We start from the raw sequence: 16,684 nt of genomic DNA on the forward strand, positions 1-16,684 counted from the left end.
AGCGGGGGAGCGATCGCGATGAACATCAAGATCGTCTGCCTCGTGCTCGGGTTGCTGGCCGGTGGCATCACCGGCTGGCTCACCCGGCCCCAGGTGGCGGAACTGCGCCTCCCGGGCATCGACATCCGCGTTCAAGGAGAGGGGCCGCGCGGCGGCCTCACCTCCGAGCAGACCCGCCACATCCTGCTTGCAGCCGTGGTGGGCGCGATCATCGGCCTGGGCGTCGGCTTCGTCGCCGACCGCCGCCGCTGATCGGGCACAAGATTTCATGGAGCCGTCCGGCTCCCACCCATGGCGGAGCCGCTCCGCCGGCTTGATCCTCCCGAGGGCGGCCGGCAAGGCTCCCGCGGGATCCCCGGCGGGGACGACCCGGAGATTGAACAGATGGCGACCTTACCTTTTGAGCTGGTCTCCCCCGAGCGCCTCGTCTTTTCCGGCGCCGTGACCGAGGTGATCGTGCCGGGCGCGGAAGGCGAGTTCGGCGTGCTGGCGGGCCATGCGCCCTTCATCGGCATGCTCAAGCCCGGCATCCTCACCATCAAGGCCGATGGTGGCGCCCGCCGCTATTTCGTCCGCGGCGGCTTCGCCGAGGTGAACCCGGCCGGCCTCACCATTCTCGCCGAAGAGGCGAAGCCGCTGGAGGAGCTCGATCTCGCCGCGCTCGCCCAGCAGATCCAGGACGCCCGCGAGGACGTGAACGACGCCACCGGCGACGACGCCAAGCAGCGCGCCGCCCGGCACCTCGCCGACCTGCAGCAGGTCTATGAGGCGCTGGAGCGCGACCGGACCGGCGCCACCACGCACTGAGCGTCCACAAGCGCAACCCTTCAGGAAGGCCCGGGCCGCAAGCCCGGGCCTTTTCTTTGGCCGGGCCTCTTCTGCATTCGGTCTCTCCCCCGAGCGCGATTGCCCTCGCCCGTGCCGCGTGCTCAGCTTGCCGCAGGGGGCGACGCCATGACCGCTGAAGACGCGATGCGGACCGGACGACAGCGGGTGGCTGCGTACGCCCCGAGCCGGCGAGGCGTCCTGGCGGGCCTCGCTGTGGCGGCGGGTAGCGTCCTGTCGCTCTTCCCATCCGAGACCCGCGCCGATGCGGTGCCGGGGCCGCAGCGCCCGGAGGACGAAGGGCTGATGCGCGAGGCCATCGCGCTCGCCGCCCAGTCCGATTTTCCGTTTGGCGCGGTGATCGCGCGGGGCGGGGAGGTGCTTTCGCGGGGGCCGAATCTCGGCCGGCAGCTGAACGATCCCACCGCCCATGCCGAGATGGTCGCCATCCGCCGCTTCCTCGCCACCCGGCCCGCGGACGAGCTGAAGGGCGCGACCATCTACGCCTCCGCCGAGCCGTGTCCCATGTGCATGGGCGCGATTCTCTGGTGCGGGCTCTCGCGCGTGGTCTTCGGCGCTTCGCTGGAGCAGGTGGCGGCCAAATATGGCCGGCAGCCGCAGATCGGAATGCCCGCGCTGGATGTCGCGCGGACCATGGCCGAGGCCGCGCCCTTCCTGAAAGTGTCGATTACGGGCGGGGTTCTCGCGCCGGAAGCCCTCGCCCTGTTCGATCGGAAATGAACTAAAAAGATCGATTTAATATTTATAATGCTGGTATGCTTCTTGCGGCTTGGAAGCCGTCCAAACGGAGATATCCAGCATGCAGACTGCCCCCCTGCACGCCAAAACAGTGCCCGCAGCATCGCCCCTCCTCGCCGGGTCCAACCCCGCGCAGGCGCTGCTCCTCACCGAAAATGCCGCGCTGACCAACGGGCCTCCGCTGCTGTTCCAGCGCCTCACGGCGAAGGAGCGGGAGGAGGTGCTGAGGGAGGGGCAGAAGCGCGTCGTCTACCGCGGGAAGATGCTGTTCTCCCAAGGCACGCCGCACGATGGCATCTTCCTGATCGAGAGCGGCCGCATCCGCGTTTTCTACATCGCGCCGTCGGGCCGGGAGATCACGCTCGCCTACTGGAACGCGGGTAATTTCGTGGGCGGGCCGGAGCTGTTCGGGCAGGGCCAGCACGTCTGGTCCGGCGTCGCGGCCACCAACAGCGTGGTGGTCCACCTGACCGGAAAGACCCTGCGGCGACTGATCGCCCAGGTGCCGGCCTTCGCCATCGGCCTCATCGAAGGGCTCACCTTCAAGGGCAAATGCTACTCGGCCCTTGCCCAGATGCTGGGCACCCGTTCCGTCACCGAACGCCTCGCCCACCTCCTGATCCATCTCGCCGACACCTATGGCGTGAAGGAAGAGGGTGCCATCGCCATCGGCTCGGCCTTCACCCACGCCGACCTCGCCCACATGGTGGGCGCCACCCGCCAGTGGGTGACGATCAGCCTCAAGCGCCTGCAGGAGCAGGGCGTTCTGAAGGCGGAGAAGGCCAAGATCGTGGTCTACGACCTCGAAGCGCTCCACGTGATGCGCGGCGACCGGTGAGGCAGATGGCCGTCCGGCGAGCCGCCGATGTGCGAATTGATGAAAAAGAAGGCGGGTCCGCAAAGGAGGCAACTAATCGACACCTCGGCCGCATCTTCCTTTGAACGGATCGAACCTGACGCCTGAAGATCACCGTCGAGAGCCGTCTTAGCCCCGAGAGGTGAATCTGATGAACCCGTTTCGCCCCAGCATTCTTCGCGCCTTTGCCCTTGCCCTCGCGACCAGCTGCGCCGCCGTTCTCCCCGTTGCCGCCGAGACCATCAACATCGGCATCGGGACGCAGGACACCACCACCAACACGGTGACCACGGGCGTCGTCATCAAGGAGCTGAAGCTCCTCGACAAGTATCTGCCGAAGGACGGCAAATATGCCGGCGCCACCTACAACATCGAGTGGCAGAACTTCACCTCCGGCCCGCCCGTCACCAACGGCATGATGGCCGACAAGCTGCAGTTCGGCGGCATGGGTGATTATCCGCTGGTGGTGAACGGCTACACCTTTCAGTCCAACCCCCAGTCCAAGTCCCAGTTGATCGCGGTCGGTGCCTACAACATCTATGGCTCCGGCAACGGCGTGGTGGTCCACAAGGACTCGCCCTATTACGAACTGAGCGACCTGAAGGGGAAGGTGCTCAGCGTGCCGTTCGGCTCCGCCGCCCACGGCATGATCCTCAAGGCCATGCAGGACAAGAACTGGCCGGCCGACTACTTCAAGCTGGTCAGCCAGTCGCCGGAAGTGGGCTCCACCAACCTCCAGGAAAAGAAGATCGACGCCCACGCCGATTTCGTGCCCTTCGCCGAGCTGCTGCCCTTCCGCGGCTTCGCCCGCAAGATCTTCGACGGCGTGGAGACCAACGCCCCCACGTGGCACGGCGTGGTGGTGCGCACGGACTTCGCCGAGAAGTATCCGGAGGTCGTGGTCGGCTACATCAAGGCGGTGATCGAAGCCAATGACTGGGTCCGCAAGAACCCGAAGGAAGCGGCCGAGAAGATCGCCAAGTGGACGGGCATCGACAAGGAAGTCGTCTACATCTTCCTTGGCCCGGGCGGCATCATGACCATGGACCCCACCATCAAGCCGCAGCTGGTGGAAGACGCCGCGCAGGACGCCGCGGTGCTCCAGAAGCTCGGTCGCATGAAGGAGTTCGACGTCAAGGCCTGGGTGAACGACACCTATGTGCGCCAGGCCTACAAGGAGCTCGGGCTTGATTACGAGGCGCAGCTGAAAAGCCTCGCGAACTACGAGATCGCCGGCGACGACAGCTTTTGCAAGGTCAAGATTTCCGAGCCGCGCAAGGCGGGCGAGATCTGGGTGGAGGGCGAGGGCATCAAGCCCTATTCCAGCGCCGCCTGCACCCTCGGGGCGCTCGCCGAGCTGAATGCCGCCGGCAAGAAGATCAACATGACCTATCTGTTCGACACCGCCCGCGGCATCAAGCTGTTCGCGACGGATGCCTTCTATGCCGTCTCCACCAAGGACGGAAAGACCGAGATCCAGCCCTTCATGCTGAAGGCCGATGCCGAGGCGGCTGCGGCCAAGGCCGGCGGCAAGGTGCTGCCCTTCACCGACGCGCTGAAGGCGGCGTCCGGGGCCCGCGGGTGAGCGCCATGAACAGCATTGCCATGAAGCCCGCGGCGAAGTCCGCGCCCATCGCCGCCCCGTTCCACCTCGCCGGCGACGGCGGGGTGCATCGGCCGGTCGCGCCCGGTCACATCGTGCTGCGGCCGGAGCGGGACGCGCTGGCGGCAGTGGCGGCGCCGGACCGGTCCTTCACCGGGCGCGCGCGGCGCTGGTTGAAGCTCAATGCCCACACCATCCGCGCCATGCTGCTCGGGGCGCTGGCCATCGGCCTGTTCATCCTCGCCTGGCATGTGGTGACGGTGAACCGCATGACCTTCTATGTGCGGTTCCTCAACGTGCCCTCGCCCGAGCAGGTGCTGGAGAGCGCCCGCACCGCGTTCTCCACGGGTGCCTTCCTCAACCACATCTACATTTCCTGTCGGCGCATCTTCATCGGCTTCGCGCTGGCCGCCGTCGTGGCCGTGCCGCTGGGCCTGCTGATGGGGCGCTTCCAGCTGCTGAAGGAATTCGTCTTCCCCGTCTCGGAAGTCCTGCGGCCCATCCCGGCCATCGCCTGGGTGCCCATGTCCATCATGCTGTGGCCGACCAACGAGGAAAGCATCGTCTTCATCACCTTCCTCGGCTCGTTCTTCCCCATCCTCCTCAACACGCTGCACGGCATGGCCAACGTGGACGAGGTGCTGGTGCGCGCCGCCCGCTGCCTTGGTGCCACGGAGCGGGCGACGTTCCGCGAAGTCTATTTCCCGGCCGTGCTGCCGCAGGTCTTCACCGGCCTCACCGTGGGTATGGGCGTCGCCTGGGTGTCGCTGATCGCGGCGGAGATGATCTCCGGCCAGTTCGGCATCGGCTATTTCACCTGGGAGGCCTATTCCCTGGTGCAATATCCGGACATCGCACTGGGCATGATCACCATCGGCGTGCTCGGGCTCGCCTCCTCGTTTCTCATCCGCATCGCGGGCCGGGCCGTGACGCCCTGGTCGCGCGCCAAGTGAGGCCATCATGGCGATCCCCGCGACCGCGCCGGCGAGGACCGGCCTCATCGAGGTTTCCGACTTCAACCTCGCCTACGACACCCTCGACGGCGCCGTCATCGCGGTGAGCGATGCGGACCTCGTGGTGAATCCCGGCGAGTTCGTCTCCATCATCGGCCCTTCGGGCTGCGGCAAGTCCACCCTGCTCAATGCCGTCGCGGGCTTCCTGAAGCCCACCTCCGGCATCGTGACGGTGGACAAGGAGCCGGTGAAAGGCCCCTCCGCCGACCGGGGCATGGTCTTCCAGCAATATTCGCTCTTTCCCTGGAAGACGGTGCGGGAGAACGTGGAATTCGGCCTGAAGATGCGCGGCATGGGCAAGTCGGAGCGGGCGGTCGCCGCGCGCACGCTGCTGGGCCTCGCCGGGCTTTCCGCCTTCGAGGATCATTATCCCGATCGCCTCTCCGGCGGCATGAAGCAGCGCGTGGGCATCGTCCGCGCGCTCGCCACCGGGCCCAAGGTGCTGCTGCTGGACGAGCCGTTCGGCGCGCTCGATGCGCAGACGCGGGTCATCATGCAGCAGATCCTCACCAACCTCTGGCAGCGACTGGGCATCTCCGTGCTGTTCGTCACCCACGACATCGACGAGGCGATTTTCCTCTCCGACCGCATCTACGTGATGACCGCCCGCCCCGGCACCATTAAGGCCGAGGTGACGGTGCCCCTGCCGCGTCCGCGCGACGCCGCCCTCCAGCTCTCGCCGGAATTCGTGCAGCTTCGGGCCGACCTCGGTGCCCTCATCCGCGAGGAGAGCCTGAAGGCCATGGGCGGCGAGCTGAACGAGGACGCGCTGAAGGGCCTTGCGGTGAACCTCAACGGCGCGAACCTCGCCGAGGTGGTGTGACGTGTCGGTGTGAGGTGCAGGTCTGACTTGCCCGTGTGATTTGCCGTTGTCGCCCTCCGGTCCAGCCGGAGGGCGATGGCATTTGAGGGCCGTCTTTCCACCCTGGCCCGACCCTCCCGAAAATCTGCAATTAATTGACCCTCCAAGGCCTTAGTCCTCAGGAGCGCGGCACCCTCCGGCTAAAATAAAGATCGAACAACAACCGGACCTGCCCCATGGCCTACGTCGTCACCGACAAGTGCATCCGCTGCAAATTCATGGATTGCGTCGCCGTCTGCCCGGTGGACTGCTTCTATGAGGGCGAGAACATGCTCGTCATCAAGCCCGACGAGTGCATCGACTGCGGCGTCTGCGAGCCTGAATGCCCGGCCGCCGCCATCTCCGCAGACAGCGATCCGGCGGCCGCGCCCTGGATCGCGCTCAATGCCGAATATGCCGCCCTCTGGCCGAACATCGCCGAGAAGAAGGAGCCGCCGGCGGATGCCGCGCAGTGGATGAACGTGGACGGCAAGTTCGAGAGCGCCTTCTCCCCGGCGCCGGCTGAGGCATGAGGAGGCGACCATGAGCAACCTGAACACCGAGACCGTGCTCGAGGTCCGCCACTGGACCGACCGCCTCTTCTCCTTCACCGCCACCCGCGACAGCGCCTTCCGCTTCAAGAGCGGCCAGTTCACTATGATCGGCCTCGACGTGAACGAGAAGCCGCTGCTGCGCGCCTATTCGCTCGCCTGCGCGCCTCACGAGGAGCAGCTGGAATTCTTCTCCATCAAGGTGCCGGACGGTCCGCTCACCTCCCGCCTCCAGATGCTGAAGCCCGGCGATCCCATCCTCGTCGGCCGCCGGCCCACGGGCACGCTGCTGCTGGACAATCTCAAGCCGGGCAAGCGCCTCTATCTTCTGGCGACGGGCACGGGTCTCGCGCCCTTCGTCTCCATCGCCAAGGATCCGGAGGCCTATGAGCGGTTCGAGCACATCATCCTGGTCCATGGCTGCCGCGAGGTGGCCGAGCTCGCTTATGGCGAGCAGGTGGTGGCGGACCTCAAGGCGCACGATTTCCTCGGCGAATACGCGCAGGCGCAGTTGCTGCATTATCCGACCGTGACCCGCGAGCCGTTCCGCAATCGCGGCCGTGTCACCGACCTCATGGAGAGCGGCCAGCTCTTCGCCGATCTCGGCCTGCCGGACCTCGATGCCGAGCACGACCGGGTGATGCTGTGCGGCTCGCCGCAGATGATCGCCGATACCAAGGCGCTGCTGGAAACCCGCGACTTCGTGGAGGGCGCCGGCAACCGGCCGGAGACCTATGTGGTGGAGAAAGCATTCGCCGAGCGGTGAGCGTTGCACATTGCAAAATCGTGCAACGGGCCGGTAACGATCCGAAGCTAGGCTGTCGCGCCAGATCCCGATGATGGAGATGCTGGTGTCGATACGTGTCGAACTTGGATCGCGCCTGCGCGCAGTGGCCGGAGCGGCCGTCGTTCTGGCTAGCTTCCTCACCGCCGGAGCCGCCGCGGCGGCGACCCCGGCGGTGGCCGTGACGAATGTGAATCTGCGGGCGGGTCCCAGCACCAGCTTTCCGACCGTGGTCACCGTGCCCGCCGGCGCGACCCTCGCGACCTACGGGTGCCTTGCGGACTATTCGTGGTGCGATGTCGCGCTGGGCAGCGTGCGCGGCTGGATGGCGGCGCAGTATATCAAGGTCGTGCCGTCCGCCGGCGCCTCGCCGGTGGTGATGACCGCTGCGGTCGCGGCGGGCCTCGGCATCGCCGCGGTGGCGTTCAACCAGTCCTACTGGAACACCCATTATGTGGGTCGTCCGTGGTATGGCCAGTGGAACCGCTATTACGGCCCCTATGCGCGCGGCCCTGTGGGCCATGTGGGCGCCACCCGCTGCTACAACGGTGCCTGCCGCCACGTGGGCGCGACGCGCGGCCCGGCCGGCAACACGGTGGTGCGGCGGGGCGTGGTGATCAGATAATCGAATTCATCGATTAATTGTAGAAAAACAACTCGTTTGATCGATCCATGGCCGGGGGCCATCCTCGTCTCAAGAGGACCCCCCGCCATGACCGACAAGCACCTGACCGATCCCGCTCTCATTCCCCCCGCGCCCGCCGTGTCCGCCGCTGGCGGCCCGCTGGTGACGGCCTTCGGCGGCATCCTGCCGGGCCTTGCCTATACGGTGGTGATCGCGGCGGCGGCCTATGCCATCCGCCAGGTGCCGGGCATGGGACTCGTCAGCCCGCTCATCCTCGCCATCGTCATCGGCATGGCGCTGCACAACATCTTCGGCACGGCGGCCATCATCAAGCCCGGCGTTAAGTTCGCGCTCCGGCGCATCCTGCGCTTCGCCATCGTGCTCTTGGGCCTGCAACTCACCTTCGAACAGGTGCGCTCGGTGGGCGTGGTGGGCTTCTCCATCGTCGCCTTCACCCTGTTCGCCACCTTCTTCGTCACCCGCTGGCTCGGCCGCGCCATGGGCGTGGACCGGCAGCTCTCGGAGCTGATCGCCGCCGGCACCGCCATCTGCGGCGCCTCGGCGGTCATCGCCACCAATACGGTGACGCGCGGCTCGGACGAGGACGTGGCCTATGCGGTGGCCTGCGTCACCATCTTCGGCTCGCTCTCCATGCTGCTGATGCCGGCGCTGATCCCGTTCACCGGCTTCGACGCCCATGCCTTCGGCCTATGGACCGGCGCCTCCATCCATGAGGTGGCGCAGGTGGTGGCGGCGGCCTTCCAGGGCGGCCAGCAGGCCGGCGAGTTCGGCACCGTGGCGAAGCTCTCGCGGGTGATGCTGCTCGCCCCCCTCGTCATCGGCCTCGGCGCGGCGGCGGTGATGCGGGCGCGCGGCGACAAGTCGGCCGGCCATGCCAGCCCGCCCATGCCGTGGTTCGTGTTCGGCTTCATCGCCATGGTGATGGTCGCGTCCAGCGGCTACGTGCCGCCCGAAGTGAAGATGCCCGTCGCCACCACCACCACCTTCCTCCTCGCCGTCGCGCTGGGCGCCATGGGGCTGGAGACGGACATGCGCAAGCTGCGGCTGAAGGGCATCAAGCCCCTCCTGCTCGGTGCCGCGGCCTGGCTCTTCATCTCAGGCTTGAGCTTCATCCTCATCAAGACCCTGATGTGATACCAACAGGCCCGTGGGCGTCGCTCACGGGCCTGTCTTCATGCCCGCACGACGCCTGAGCGGAGCGGGACGGTCGGGCGGGATGACGCTGGAGCAACTGAAAGTCTTCGTCGCCGTCGCCCGCGCGCTCCACATGACCCGCGCCGCCGAAACGCTGAACATGACCCAGTCGGCGGTCAGCGCTTCCGTCGCGGCCCTGGAGGCCTCCTGCGGGGTCGCCCTGTTCCACCGCGTCGGACGCCGCATCGAGCTGACCGAGGCCGGCCGCGTCTTCGTCCCCGAGGCGGAAGCCGTGCTCGCCCGGGCCGGAGCCGCCGAGACGATCCTTGCTGATCTGTCCGGCCTCAGGCGCGGCCGGCTGTCCATCCACGCCAGCCAGACCATTGCCAATTACTGGCTCGGCCCGCTGCTCCATCGCTTTCACAAGCTCTATCCCGACATCGCGCTGGAAGTGGTGATCGGCAACACCGCGCAGGTCGCCTCCGCTGTACGGGCCGGGGAGGCCGATCTCGGCTTCGTGGAAGGCGAGGTGGAGGAGGCGCTGCTGGCCCGGGTCGCGGTGCCCGGCGACCGGCTGGTGCTGGTGGTGGCGGCCCATGATCCCCGCGCCGAGCTCAAGGCGCTGACCCCGGCCGATCTCATCGACATGCCCTTCGTTCTGCGCGAGCCGGGCTCGGGCACGCGGCAGGTGTTCGAGGACGCCCTGCGCGCCTCGGGCCTTGATCCGTCCCAGCTGAAGGTGGTTCTGGAGTTGCCGTCCAACGAGGCGGTGGTGAGCGCGGTGGCCGCAGGGGCGGGCGCGACGGTGATCTCCGATCTCGTCACCGCCTCGGGCCTCGCCATGGGCACGCTGAAACAGCTGCCGCTCACCTTGCCGGCCCGGCGCTTCTACGCCCTGCGCCATGCCGACCGCTACAATTCGCGGGCGGCGCAGGCCCTGCTGGCGCTGGTGCGCGAGCCGGAGGCGGCCCCGGGGATCGCCCCGGCCGCGCCGGTCAGCCGCCCGCGGCCTCGAGCTCGGCGCTGACCTCCAGCCATTCCTCTTCCGCCTGCGCCAGCTTCTCGGCCGCCTCGGCCCGTTCCTTGGCGAAGCGGGCGGCGTCCAGGGGCTTGGCGGCATGGAGGCCGGCGTCGGAGAGCTTGGCGTCCAGCCCCTCGATCTGCTTCGTCAGCTTGTCCACCGCGCCTTCCAGCTCGCGGATGCGCTTCTTGAGCGGGCCGGTGGCGATGCGGCGCGGGGCAGGGGTGGCTTCCGCCTTGGTCTCGGAGCGGTCCTTGCGCCCCTTGTCGGTCATGCGATCGCCGTCGGAGCGGGAGAGGACCTCAGCTTTGTACTGGTCGAGATCGCCGTCATAGGCCTTCACCGTGCCGCCCGAGACGCGCCACAGCCGCTCGGCGCAGGCCTCCAGCAGATGCCGGTCGTGGGACACGAGGATGACGGCGCCGGGGAAGTCGTTGATGGCCTCGATGAGCGCCGCGCGGGCCTCGATGTCGAGATGGTTGGTGGGCTCGTCGAGGATGAGCAGATGCGGCCCGTGGAAGGTGGCGAGCCCCAGCAGCAGGCGCGCCTTCTCGCCGCCCGAGAGGGACGAGACCTTGGTGTCGGCCGCGCCGCCGGAAAAGCCCATCTCCGCCGCCCGCGCCCGCACCCGCGCCTCGGGCGCGTCGGGCATGAGGCGCCGCACATGCTGGGCGGGGCTATCGCCGGGAATGAGCTCGTCGATCTGGTGCTGCGCGAGATAGGCGACTTCCAGCTTGTCGGCCCGCACCACCCGCCCGCTTTCTTCCTTCAGCCGGTCGGCGAGGAGCTTGGCGAAGGTGGACTTGCCGTTGCCGTTGGGGCCGAGGAGGGCGATGCGGTCGTCCTCGTCGATGCGCAAATTGAGGTTCTGGAGGATCGGCCGGCCCGGCACATAGCCCACCGCCACCTTCTCCAGCACCACGATGGGCGGGGAGAGCAGCTTCTCGGGATGGCGGATGGAGATGGCCGCCGCCTCCTCGCTCACCTGCGCGGCCAGGGGCTCCATGCGGGCGAGGGCCTTCAGACGCGACTGGGCCTGCTTCGCCTTCGTCGCCTTGGCGCGGAAGCGGGCGACGAAGGATTCCATGTGGGCGCGCTGCATCTCCTGCTTCTTGCGCGCCTTCTGGTCCAGCAGCAGCCGTTCGCGCCGCTGTCGGTCAAACGAGGTGAAGCCGCCCTTGTAGAGGGTCAGCTTCTGCCCGGTGAGGTGGAGGATGTGGTCGACGCTCTCGTCCAGCAGGTCGCGGTCATGGGAGATGAGGATCACCGTGCGCGGATAGTGCGCGAGGTAGTCCTGCAGCCACAGGGTGCCTTCCAGATCGAGATAGTTGGTGGGCTCGTCGAGCAGCAGCAGGTCCGGCTCGGTGAAGAGCAGGGCGGCGAGGGCCACGCGCATCCGCCAGCCGCCGGAAAATTCCGAGCAGGGCCGCTGCTGGGCGCTCTCGTCGAAGCCGAGGCCGGCGAGAATGGTGGCTGCCCGCGCCGGCGCCGCATGGGCGCCGATGTCGAGCAGCCGCATCTCGATATCGCCCATCCTGTTCGGGTCTTGCGTGGTTTCGCGCTCCTTGAGCAGCGCGGCGCGCTCCGTGTCGGCGGCGAGCACGCGGTCGATCAGGCTGTCCGGCCCGGCCGGCGCCTCCTGGGCCACGCGGCCGATGCGGGTGCGGTTGGGCAGGCGGACGGCGCCGGATTCCAGCTCCAGCTCGCCAATGAGCGCCTTGAACAGGGTGGTCTTGCCCGAGCCATTGCGGCCGACCACGCCGACGCGCGCATTCTCGGGGAGGGCGACGGAGGCGTGGTCGATGAGCAGGCGCCCGGCAAGGCGCAGGGAAATATCGTCCAGAACGATCATGCCGGGCTTTTCGCAGGCGGGGCCGGGCAGGGCAAGATGCGGAAGCGTCCCGCTTCAGAGCGTTTCGCCGCGCAGCAGCTTGGGCACGTCGCCGGTGAGGCCCGCCGCATCCTTGATGAACAGGCCCTTGAGGCGCGGCAGGCGGTCCACCAGCCCGAGGCCCACGTCGCGGATGGCGCGCAGGGCGTCGGAATGGTTGGAGAACAGCCGGTTGAGGCCATCCGTCGCGACGCCCATGGCCAACGTGTCGAACCGCCGCCAGCGCTGGTAGCGCTCCAGCACGGTGGGGGAGGCGAAGTCGAGGCCGACGCGCGCGGCGTCCGTCACCACCTCGGCGAGGGCCGCCACATCGCGCAGGCCCATGTTGAGGCCCTGGCCGGCGATGGGATGGATGACGTGGGCGGCATCGCCCACCAGCGCGAGCCGATCACCGATGAAGGCGCGCGCCATGGCGAAGCCGAGGGGGTAGGCGCGGGGCTTCGTCACCGGCTTCACCCAGCCGAGGCGATGGCCGAAGCGCTGCTCCAGCTCCTCCTGGAAGATGGCGGAGGGCAAAGCGAGCAGCCGCTCGGCATCGGCGGTGCGCTCGGTCCACACCACCGAGCAGCGATTGCCCGGCAAAGGCAGGATGGCGAACGGGCCGGCGGGCAGGAAATGCTCCTCGGCGCGGCCTTCGTGCGGGCGCTCGTGCTCCACCACGAAGGTGATGCCGCTCTGCCCATATCCCCAGGACACCGTGGAAATGCCCGCCATCTCGCGGATGCGCGAGCGGGCGCCGTCGCACGCCACCAGCAGGCCGGCGCGCAGCGGCACGCCCGAGGCGGAGGCGAGTTCGACGCCGCCGCCCTCGCTGCGGAACGACGTCACCGCCTCTTCGCGCAGGTCGATGCCGGCGGAACGGGCGGCCGCCACCAGCGCCTGCTGCAGATCGAGGTTCGGCACCATGAAGGCGAAGGGCTCGCCCGGTTCCAAGGCTCCGTCTTCCAGTGCGCCGTCGAAGGTGAGGAAGGTGGGGCGCGCCACGTCCTTGGTGCGGCTGTCCGTCACCACCATGGTGCGCATGGGCTCCGCTTTGGCGGCGATCTCGTGCCACACACCGAGGCTGGTGAGCATGCGCCGGGCGCAGGCGGCGATGGCGGAGCAGCGCCCGTCATCGAGCCCGGCGCGCGAGAGGGTCGGGTCGTAAAGGGCGATGTCGGCATCGGGGCCGAGGCCCTGGCGCAGGGCAAGGGCGAGGCTTAGGCCCGCGAGGCCCCCGCCGACGATGGCCACATCCGCCCGTTCCGCCGGTGCCCGTTCCGCTTGCGCGCGATCGGCGGCGGCCGGGTTTGCGGACCAGCCGGTCTCCGGAAGCGGTGCGTTCGGGGAGCCCATGACCTTCACTCCTGATGATCGTTCTTCGTTCTACGCTGCCGGGTGGCGATTGGCTCGCCTATAGGGCAGCCGGCTGACGTTTTGGGGTTGACGGTCGAGGCGTGGGCGTGGCGTCCTGCCCTCGACTGAACCGTGCGACCCGCATCCCGTTCCACCTTCTTTGATGCTGCCGCCCGCAGGGTGCGCAGCCATCGGCGAGCCCCTGAATGACCGCCCAGAATCCCGACGTGGACAAGCTCCTCGGCATCCTTGACCTCGAACCGCTCGAGATCAACCTGTTCCGGGGTCGCAGCGTATCCCCCACAGGGGGCCGGGTGTTCGGCGGGCAGGTGATCGCCCAGGCGCTGGTCGCCGCCCGCCGCACGGTGGAGGACGCGCGCGTCACCCACTCGCTGCACGGCTACTTTCTGCTCGGCGGCGATCCCACCGTCCCCATCATCTACGACGTGGACCGCATCCGCGACGGCCGTTCCTTCACCACCCGCCGCGTGGTGGCGATCCAGCATGGCGAAGCCATCTTCAGCATGTCGGTGTCGTTCCAGAAGCCGGAGGAAGGCTTCACGCACCAGAGCCAGATGCCCGAGGTGCCCCAGCCCGAGGATCTACCCGGCGACGAGGTGTGGCGGGATCGCCTGCTGGCCCGCTTCCCCGGCGCCGCTGGCCGCGACTGGATGGCGCACCGGCCGCTGGAGGTGAAGCCCACCAGCTTGGACATGGCCTATCTCGGGTCGCCGGGGGCCAGGCCCAGCATCTGGATCCGCGCCCGCGGCCCGCTGCCGGACGATCTGCCCATTCATCAGGCGGTGCTCGCCTACGCATCCGACCTGTCGCTGCTGCAGGCGGCGCTTCTGCCCCATGGCAAGTCCGTGTTCGACACGGACGTGCAGGTGGCGAGCCTTGATCACGCGCTGTGGTTCCACCGCCCGTTCCGCGCTGACGATTGGCTGCTCTACACCCAGGAGAGCCCTGCGGCCTCGGCCGGACGGGGATTCTGCCGCGGCGAGCTGTTCACCCGCGACGGGATTCTGGTTGCTTCGGCGGCACAGGAAGGCCTCATGCGACCGGTGACGCCGCGGGCCTAGGCACGCCCCGCGTTCGGCGCTGCAATGGCTCATCACGCAAGTGCGAACGAGATTTGTCGTTCCCTTGTGCGTCGAGATTAAAAAATAGGCACAAAAAGCGGCGAGCAGGCGGCAGAGCCCCTGCGGCGCGCGCCGTGGCGGAAAAATATGCACGGGACTCCCGGCATCCGCCGCCTTCCCTCTCTCTTGGCACGGTACTTGATTCCTCTGTCCGCAGGCTTGCCAGCCGCGGCGCGGATCTCCCCGACCCGCTCGGCGAAGCCGCCGCGAGAAACACCGTTCTGGCTTCATGCGAAGCGCAGCGGAACCAGGGGACAGGGACCGATCCATGAAGATCGTCATGGCCATCATCAAGCCATTCAAGCTGGAGGAGGTGCGCGACGCCCTCACCGGTATCGGTGTGCACGGCCTCACCGTGACCGAGGTCAAGGGCTACGGGCGTCAGAAGGGCCACACCGAGATCTACCGCGGCGCTGAATATGCCGTGAGCTTCCTGCCGAAGCTGAAGATCGAGGTCGCGGTTTCCGCCGACCAGGTCTCCAAGGTCGTGGAGGCGATCACCGCGTCCGCCAAGACCGGTCAGATCGGCGACGGCAAGATCTTCGTCATTCCGATCGAGCACGCCGTGCGCATCCGCACCGGCGAGACCGACGCCGACGCCCTTTGAGCCTCATCTCTTTCACGGAGCATTCATCCATGACGTCCAAGACGTGGTCCCGCGTGGGGGTTCCCGCGCTTCTTCTGGCGCTGGCGGTAGCCGCGCCGGTACTGGCCCAGACGGCGCCGCCGGCGGCTGACGCCGCCACCGCCGTTCCCGCCGCGGCAGCCGCTCCCACCGTGAACAAGGGCGACGTCGCCTGGATGCTCACGTCGGCGCTGCTCGTGCTCATGATGTCGGTGCCCGGCCTGTTCCTGTTCTACGGCGGCCTCGTGCGTGCCAAGAACATGCTCTCCGTGCTGATGCAGGTCGCCTACAGCGTGTGCATCGTCGGCCTCATCTGGGTGCTCTACGGCTACTCGCTCGCCTTCACCGGCGGCTCGCCCTTCATCGGCGGCTTCTCCAAGGCGTTCCTCTCGGGCGTCACCGGCGAATCCCTCGCCGCCACCTTCTCGGTGGGCGTGGCCATTCCGGAGTGGGTGTACATCGCCTTCCAGATGACCTTCGCCATGATCACCCCGGCCCTCATCTTCGGCGCCTTCGCCGAGCGCATGAAGTTCTCCGCCGTGGTGCTGTTCGTGCCCCTGTGGGTCACCTTCGTGTACTTCCCCGTCGCCCACATGGTCTGGTACTGGGCCGGCCCGGACGCGATCGACGCTGCCGCCAAGGCTGTCGCCGCCGCTGCTGACGGCACCGCCAAGGCCGCTGCGCAGCAGGCGCTCGACGCCGTGCTGGCCGATGCCGGCTACATCTTCTCCCTCGGCGCCATCGACTTCGCGGGCGGCACCGTGGTGCACATCAACGCCGGTATCGCCGGCCTCGTGGCCTGCATCATGGTCGGCAAGCGCCTCGGCTACGGCAAGGAAGCGCTTTCCCCCCACTCCCTGACGCTCACCATGGTCGGCGCCTCCCTCCTGTGGGTCGGCTGGTTCGGCTTCAACGCTGGCTCCAATCTCGAGGCCAATGCCACCACCGCTCTCGCGATGATGAACACCTTCATCGCCACCTGCGCGGCCGGCATGTCCTGGATGTTCGTGGAATGGCTGGTGAAGGGTAAGCCCTCCATGCTCGGCCTCGCCTCGGGCATCGTCGCCGGCCTCGTCGCCGTGACGCCGCCGTCGGGCTTCGCCGGCATCATGGGCTCGCTGGTCCTCGGCCTGGTCGTGTCGCCGATCTGCTTCATCTTCTGCACCGCGGTGAAGAACGCGCTGGGCTATGACGACGCCCTCGACGTGTTCGGCGTGCACGGCATCGGTGGCATCGTCGGCGCCATCGCCACCGGCATCCTGGTGAGCCCCTCGCTGGGCGGCACGGGCATCTACGACTACACCACCGGTGCGGTCGCGGCCTACGACATGACCGCCCAGGTCATCGCCCAGCTCAAGGCCGTCGGCGTGACCGTTGTGTGGTCGGGCGTCGGCACCGCCGTCATCCTGTTCGTGATCTCGGTCATCGTCGGCCTGCGTCCCTCCACGGACGTGGAGCGCGAGGGTCTCGACATCAACGAGCACGGCGAGCGCGCGTATCACTCGTGATCCTGGCGGGGCGGCCTCGTCGCCGCCCCGTGGTTCTTTAAAAGAGGGGAACCAAGAAGAGCCCCGGCACCGTTGGTGCCGGGGTTTTTCTTTGCCCGCCGCAGCTCGTGGGCGCTGGCGCTGCGCCGATCTGCGGGCTTTTCCCGGCCC

Annotated in this window: 17 protein-coding genes; 15 read left to right on the forward strand and 2 right to left on the reverse strand. The window is 67.9% G+C overall.

The window, feature by feature from the left end; all coding sequences use genetic code 11:
• The first annotated feature begins 18 nt into the window (after window positions 1–18).
• The 12 genes from D7006_RS00475 to D7006_RS00530 all read left to right on the forward strand — a co-directional run bounded on the left by D7006_RS00475 (window position 19) and on the right by D7006_RS00530 (window position 10,039).
• Window positions 19–252 (forward strand): hypothetical protein, encoded by a 234-nt coding sequence (locus D7006_RS00475; protein ID WP_168457145.1) that lies wholly within the window; start codon window positions 19–21, stop codon window positions 250–252.
• A 132-nt stretch (window positions 253–384) separates the two neighbouring features.
• Window positions 385–807, forward strand: coding sequence for a F0F1 ATP synthase subunit epsilon (locus D7006_RS00480; RefSeq protein ID WP_229646137.1), 423 nt, complete (start codon window positions 385–387; stop codon window positions 805–807).
• A gap of 147 nt (window positions 808–954) precedes the next feature.
• Entirely contained in the window at window positions 955–1,566 is a 612-nt protein-coding gene (locus tag D7006_RS00485; RefSeq protein WP_237355134.1) for a nucleoside deaminase, read from the forward strand.
• A 79-nt stretch (window positions 1,567–1,645) separates the two neighbouring features.
• Entirely contained in the window at window positions 1,646–2,422 is a 777-nt protein-coding gene (locus D7006_RS00490; RefSeq protein WP_237355135.1) for a Crp/Fnr family transcriptional regulator, read from the forward strand.
• Between the two features lie 169 nt (window positions 2,423–2,591).
• Window positions 2,592–4,025 (forward strand): ABC transporter substrate-binding protein, encoded by a 1,434-nt coding sequence (locus tag D7006_RS00495; protein ID WP_229646140.1) that lies wholly within the window; start codon window positions 2,592–2,594, stop codon window positions 4,023–4,025.
• 5 nt (window positions 4,026–4,030) lie between these two features.
• Window positions 4,031–4,996: an ABC transporter permease gene (locus D7006_RS00500; protein WP_237355136.1), complete on the forward strand. Its 966-nt coding sequence runs from the start codon at window positions 4,031–4,033 to the stop codon at window positions 4,994–4,996.
• A gap of 7 nt (window positions 4,997–5,003) precedes the next feature.
• Window positions 5,004–5,879: an ABC transporter ATP-binding protein gene (locus D7006_RS00505; protein ID WP_237355137.1), complete on the forward strand. Its 876-nt coding sequence runs from the start codon at window positions 5,004–5,006 to the stop codon at window positions 5,877–5,879.
• A 215-nt stretch (window positions 5,880–6,094) separates the two neighbouring features.
• The gene (gene fdxA, locus D7006_RS00510) at window positions 6,095–6,430 is read left to right on the forward strand and encodes a ferredoxin FdxA (RefSeq protein WP_024276762.1); all 336 of its coding nucleotides are present in this window, start codon (window positions 6,095–6,097) and stop codon (window positions 6,428–6,430) included.
• A 10-nt stretch (window positions 6,431–6,440) separates the two neighbouring features.
• On the forward strand, window positions 6,441–7,214 hold the full coding sequence (locus D7006_RS00515; protein ID WP_024276763.1) for a ferredoxin--NADP reductase: 774 nt from the start codon (window positions 6,441–6,443) through the stop codon (window positions 7,212–7,214).
• Window positions 7,215–7,299: 85 nt separating this feature from the next.
• Window positions 7,300–7,857 carry an SH3 domain-containing protein gene (locus D7006_RS00520; protein WP_237355138.1) on the forward strand — a complete coding sequence of 186 codons (558 nt, stop codon included), beginning with the start codon at window positions 7,300–7,302 and terminating at the stop codon, window positions 7,855–7,857.
• Window positions 7,858–7,944: 87 nt separating this feature from the next.
• Window positions 7,945–9,012 (forward strand): YeiH family protein, encoded by a 1,068-nt coding sequence (locus tag D7006_RS00525; RefSeq protein WP_229646143.1) that lies wholly within the window; start codon window positions 7,945–7,947, stop codon window positions 9,010–9,012.
• Between the two features lie 82 nt (window positions 9,013–9,094).
• Complete coding sequence (locus D7006_RS00530) at window positions 9,095–10,039, forward strand: LysR substrate-binding domain-containing protein (RefSeq protein ID WP_169123256.1); 945 nt, start codon at window positions 9,095–9,097, stop codon at window positions 10,037–10,039.
• On the opposite strand, the gene D7006_RS00535 is transcribed toward D7006_RS00530, so the two are convergent.
• Together D7006_RS00535 and D7006_RS00540 are read right to left on the reverse strand one after the other, a co-directional pair.
• On the reverse strand, window positions 10,008–11,885 hold the full coding sequence (locus tag D7006_RS00535) for an ABC-F family ATP-binding cassette domain-containing protein (protein WP_237355140.1): 1,878 nt from the start codon (window positions 11,883–11,885) through the stop codon (window positions 10,008–10,010). The genes D7006_RS00530 and D7006_RS00535 overlap by 32 nt on opposite strands.
• A 54-nt stretch (window positions 11,886–11,939) precedes the next feature.
• On the reverse strand, window positions 11,940–13,259 hold the full coding sequence (locus D7006_RS00540) for a ubiquinone biosynthesis hydroxylase (RefSeq protein WP_237355142.1): 1,320 nt from the start codon (window positions 13,257–13,259) through the stop codon (window positions 11,940–11,942).
• Between the two features lie 206 nt (window positions 13,260–13,465).
• Between D7006_RS00540 and tesB the strand changes: the two genes are divergently transcribed.
• The 3 genes from tesB (at window position 13,466) to D7006_RS00555 (ending at window position 16,534) form a co-directional block, all read left to right on the forward strand.
• Window positions 13,466–14,341, forward strand: coding sequence for an acyl-CoA thioesterase II (gene tesB / locus D7006_RS00545; protein ID WP_237355143.1), 876 nt, complete (start codon window positions 13,466–13,468; stop codon window positions 14,339–14,341).
• Window positions 14,342–14,669: 328 nt separating this feature from the next.
• Window positions 14,670–15,008: a P-II family nitrogen regulator gene (locus tag D7006_RS00550; RefSeq protein WP_024276769.1), complete on the forward strand. Its 339-nt coding sequence runs from the start codon at window positions 14,670–14,672 to the stop codon at window positions 15,006–15,008.
• Between the two features lie 29 nt (window positions 15,009–15,037).
• Window positions 15,038–16,534, forward strand: a complete 1,497-nt coding sequence (locus tag D7006_RS00555) for an ammonium transporter (protein WP_237355144.1) — start codon at window positions 15,038–15,040, stop codon at window positions 16,532–16,534.
• Window positions 16,535–16,684 lie beyond the last annotated feature (150 nt).

Origin of the sequence: Xanthobacter sp. YC-JY1, assembly GCF_021730305.1 — a bacterium.
In the GTDB taxonomy this organism is placed as follows: Bacteria; Pseudomonadota; Alphaproteobacteria; order Rhizobiales; family Xanthobacteraceae; genus Xanthobacter; species Xanthobacter flavus.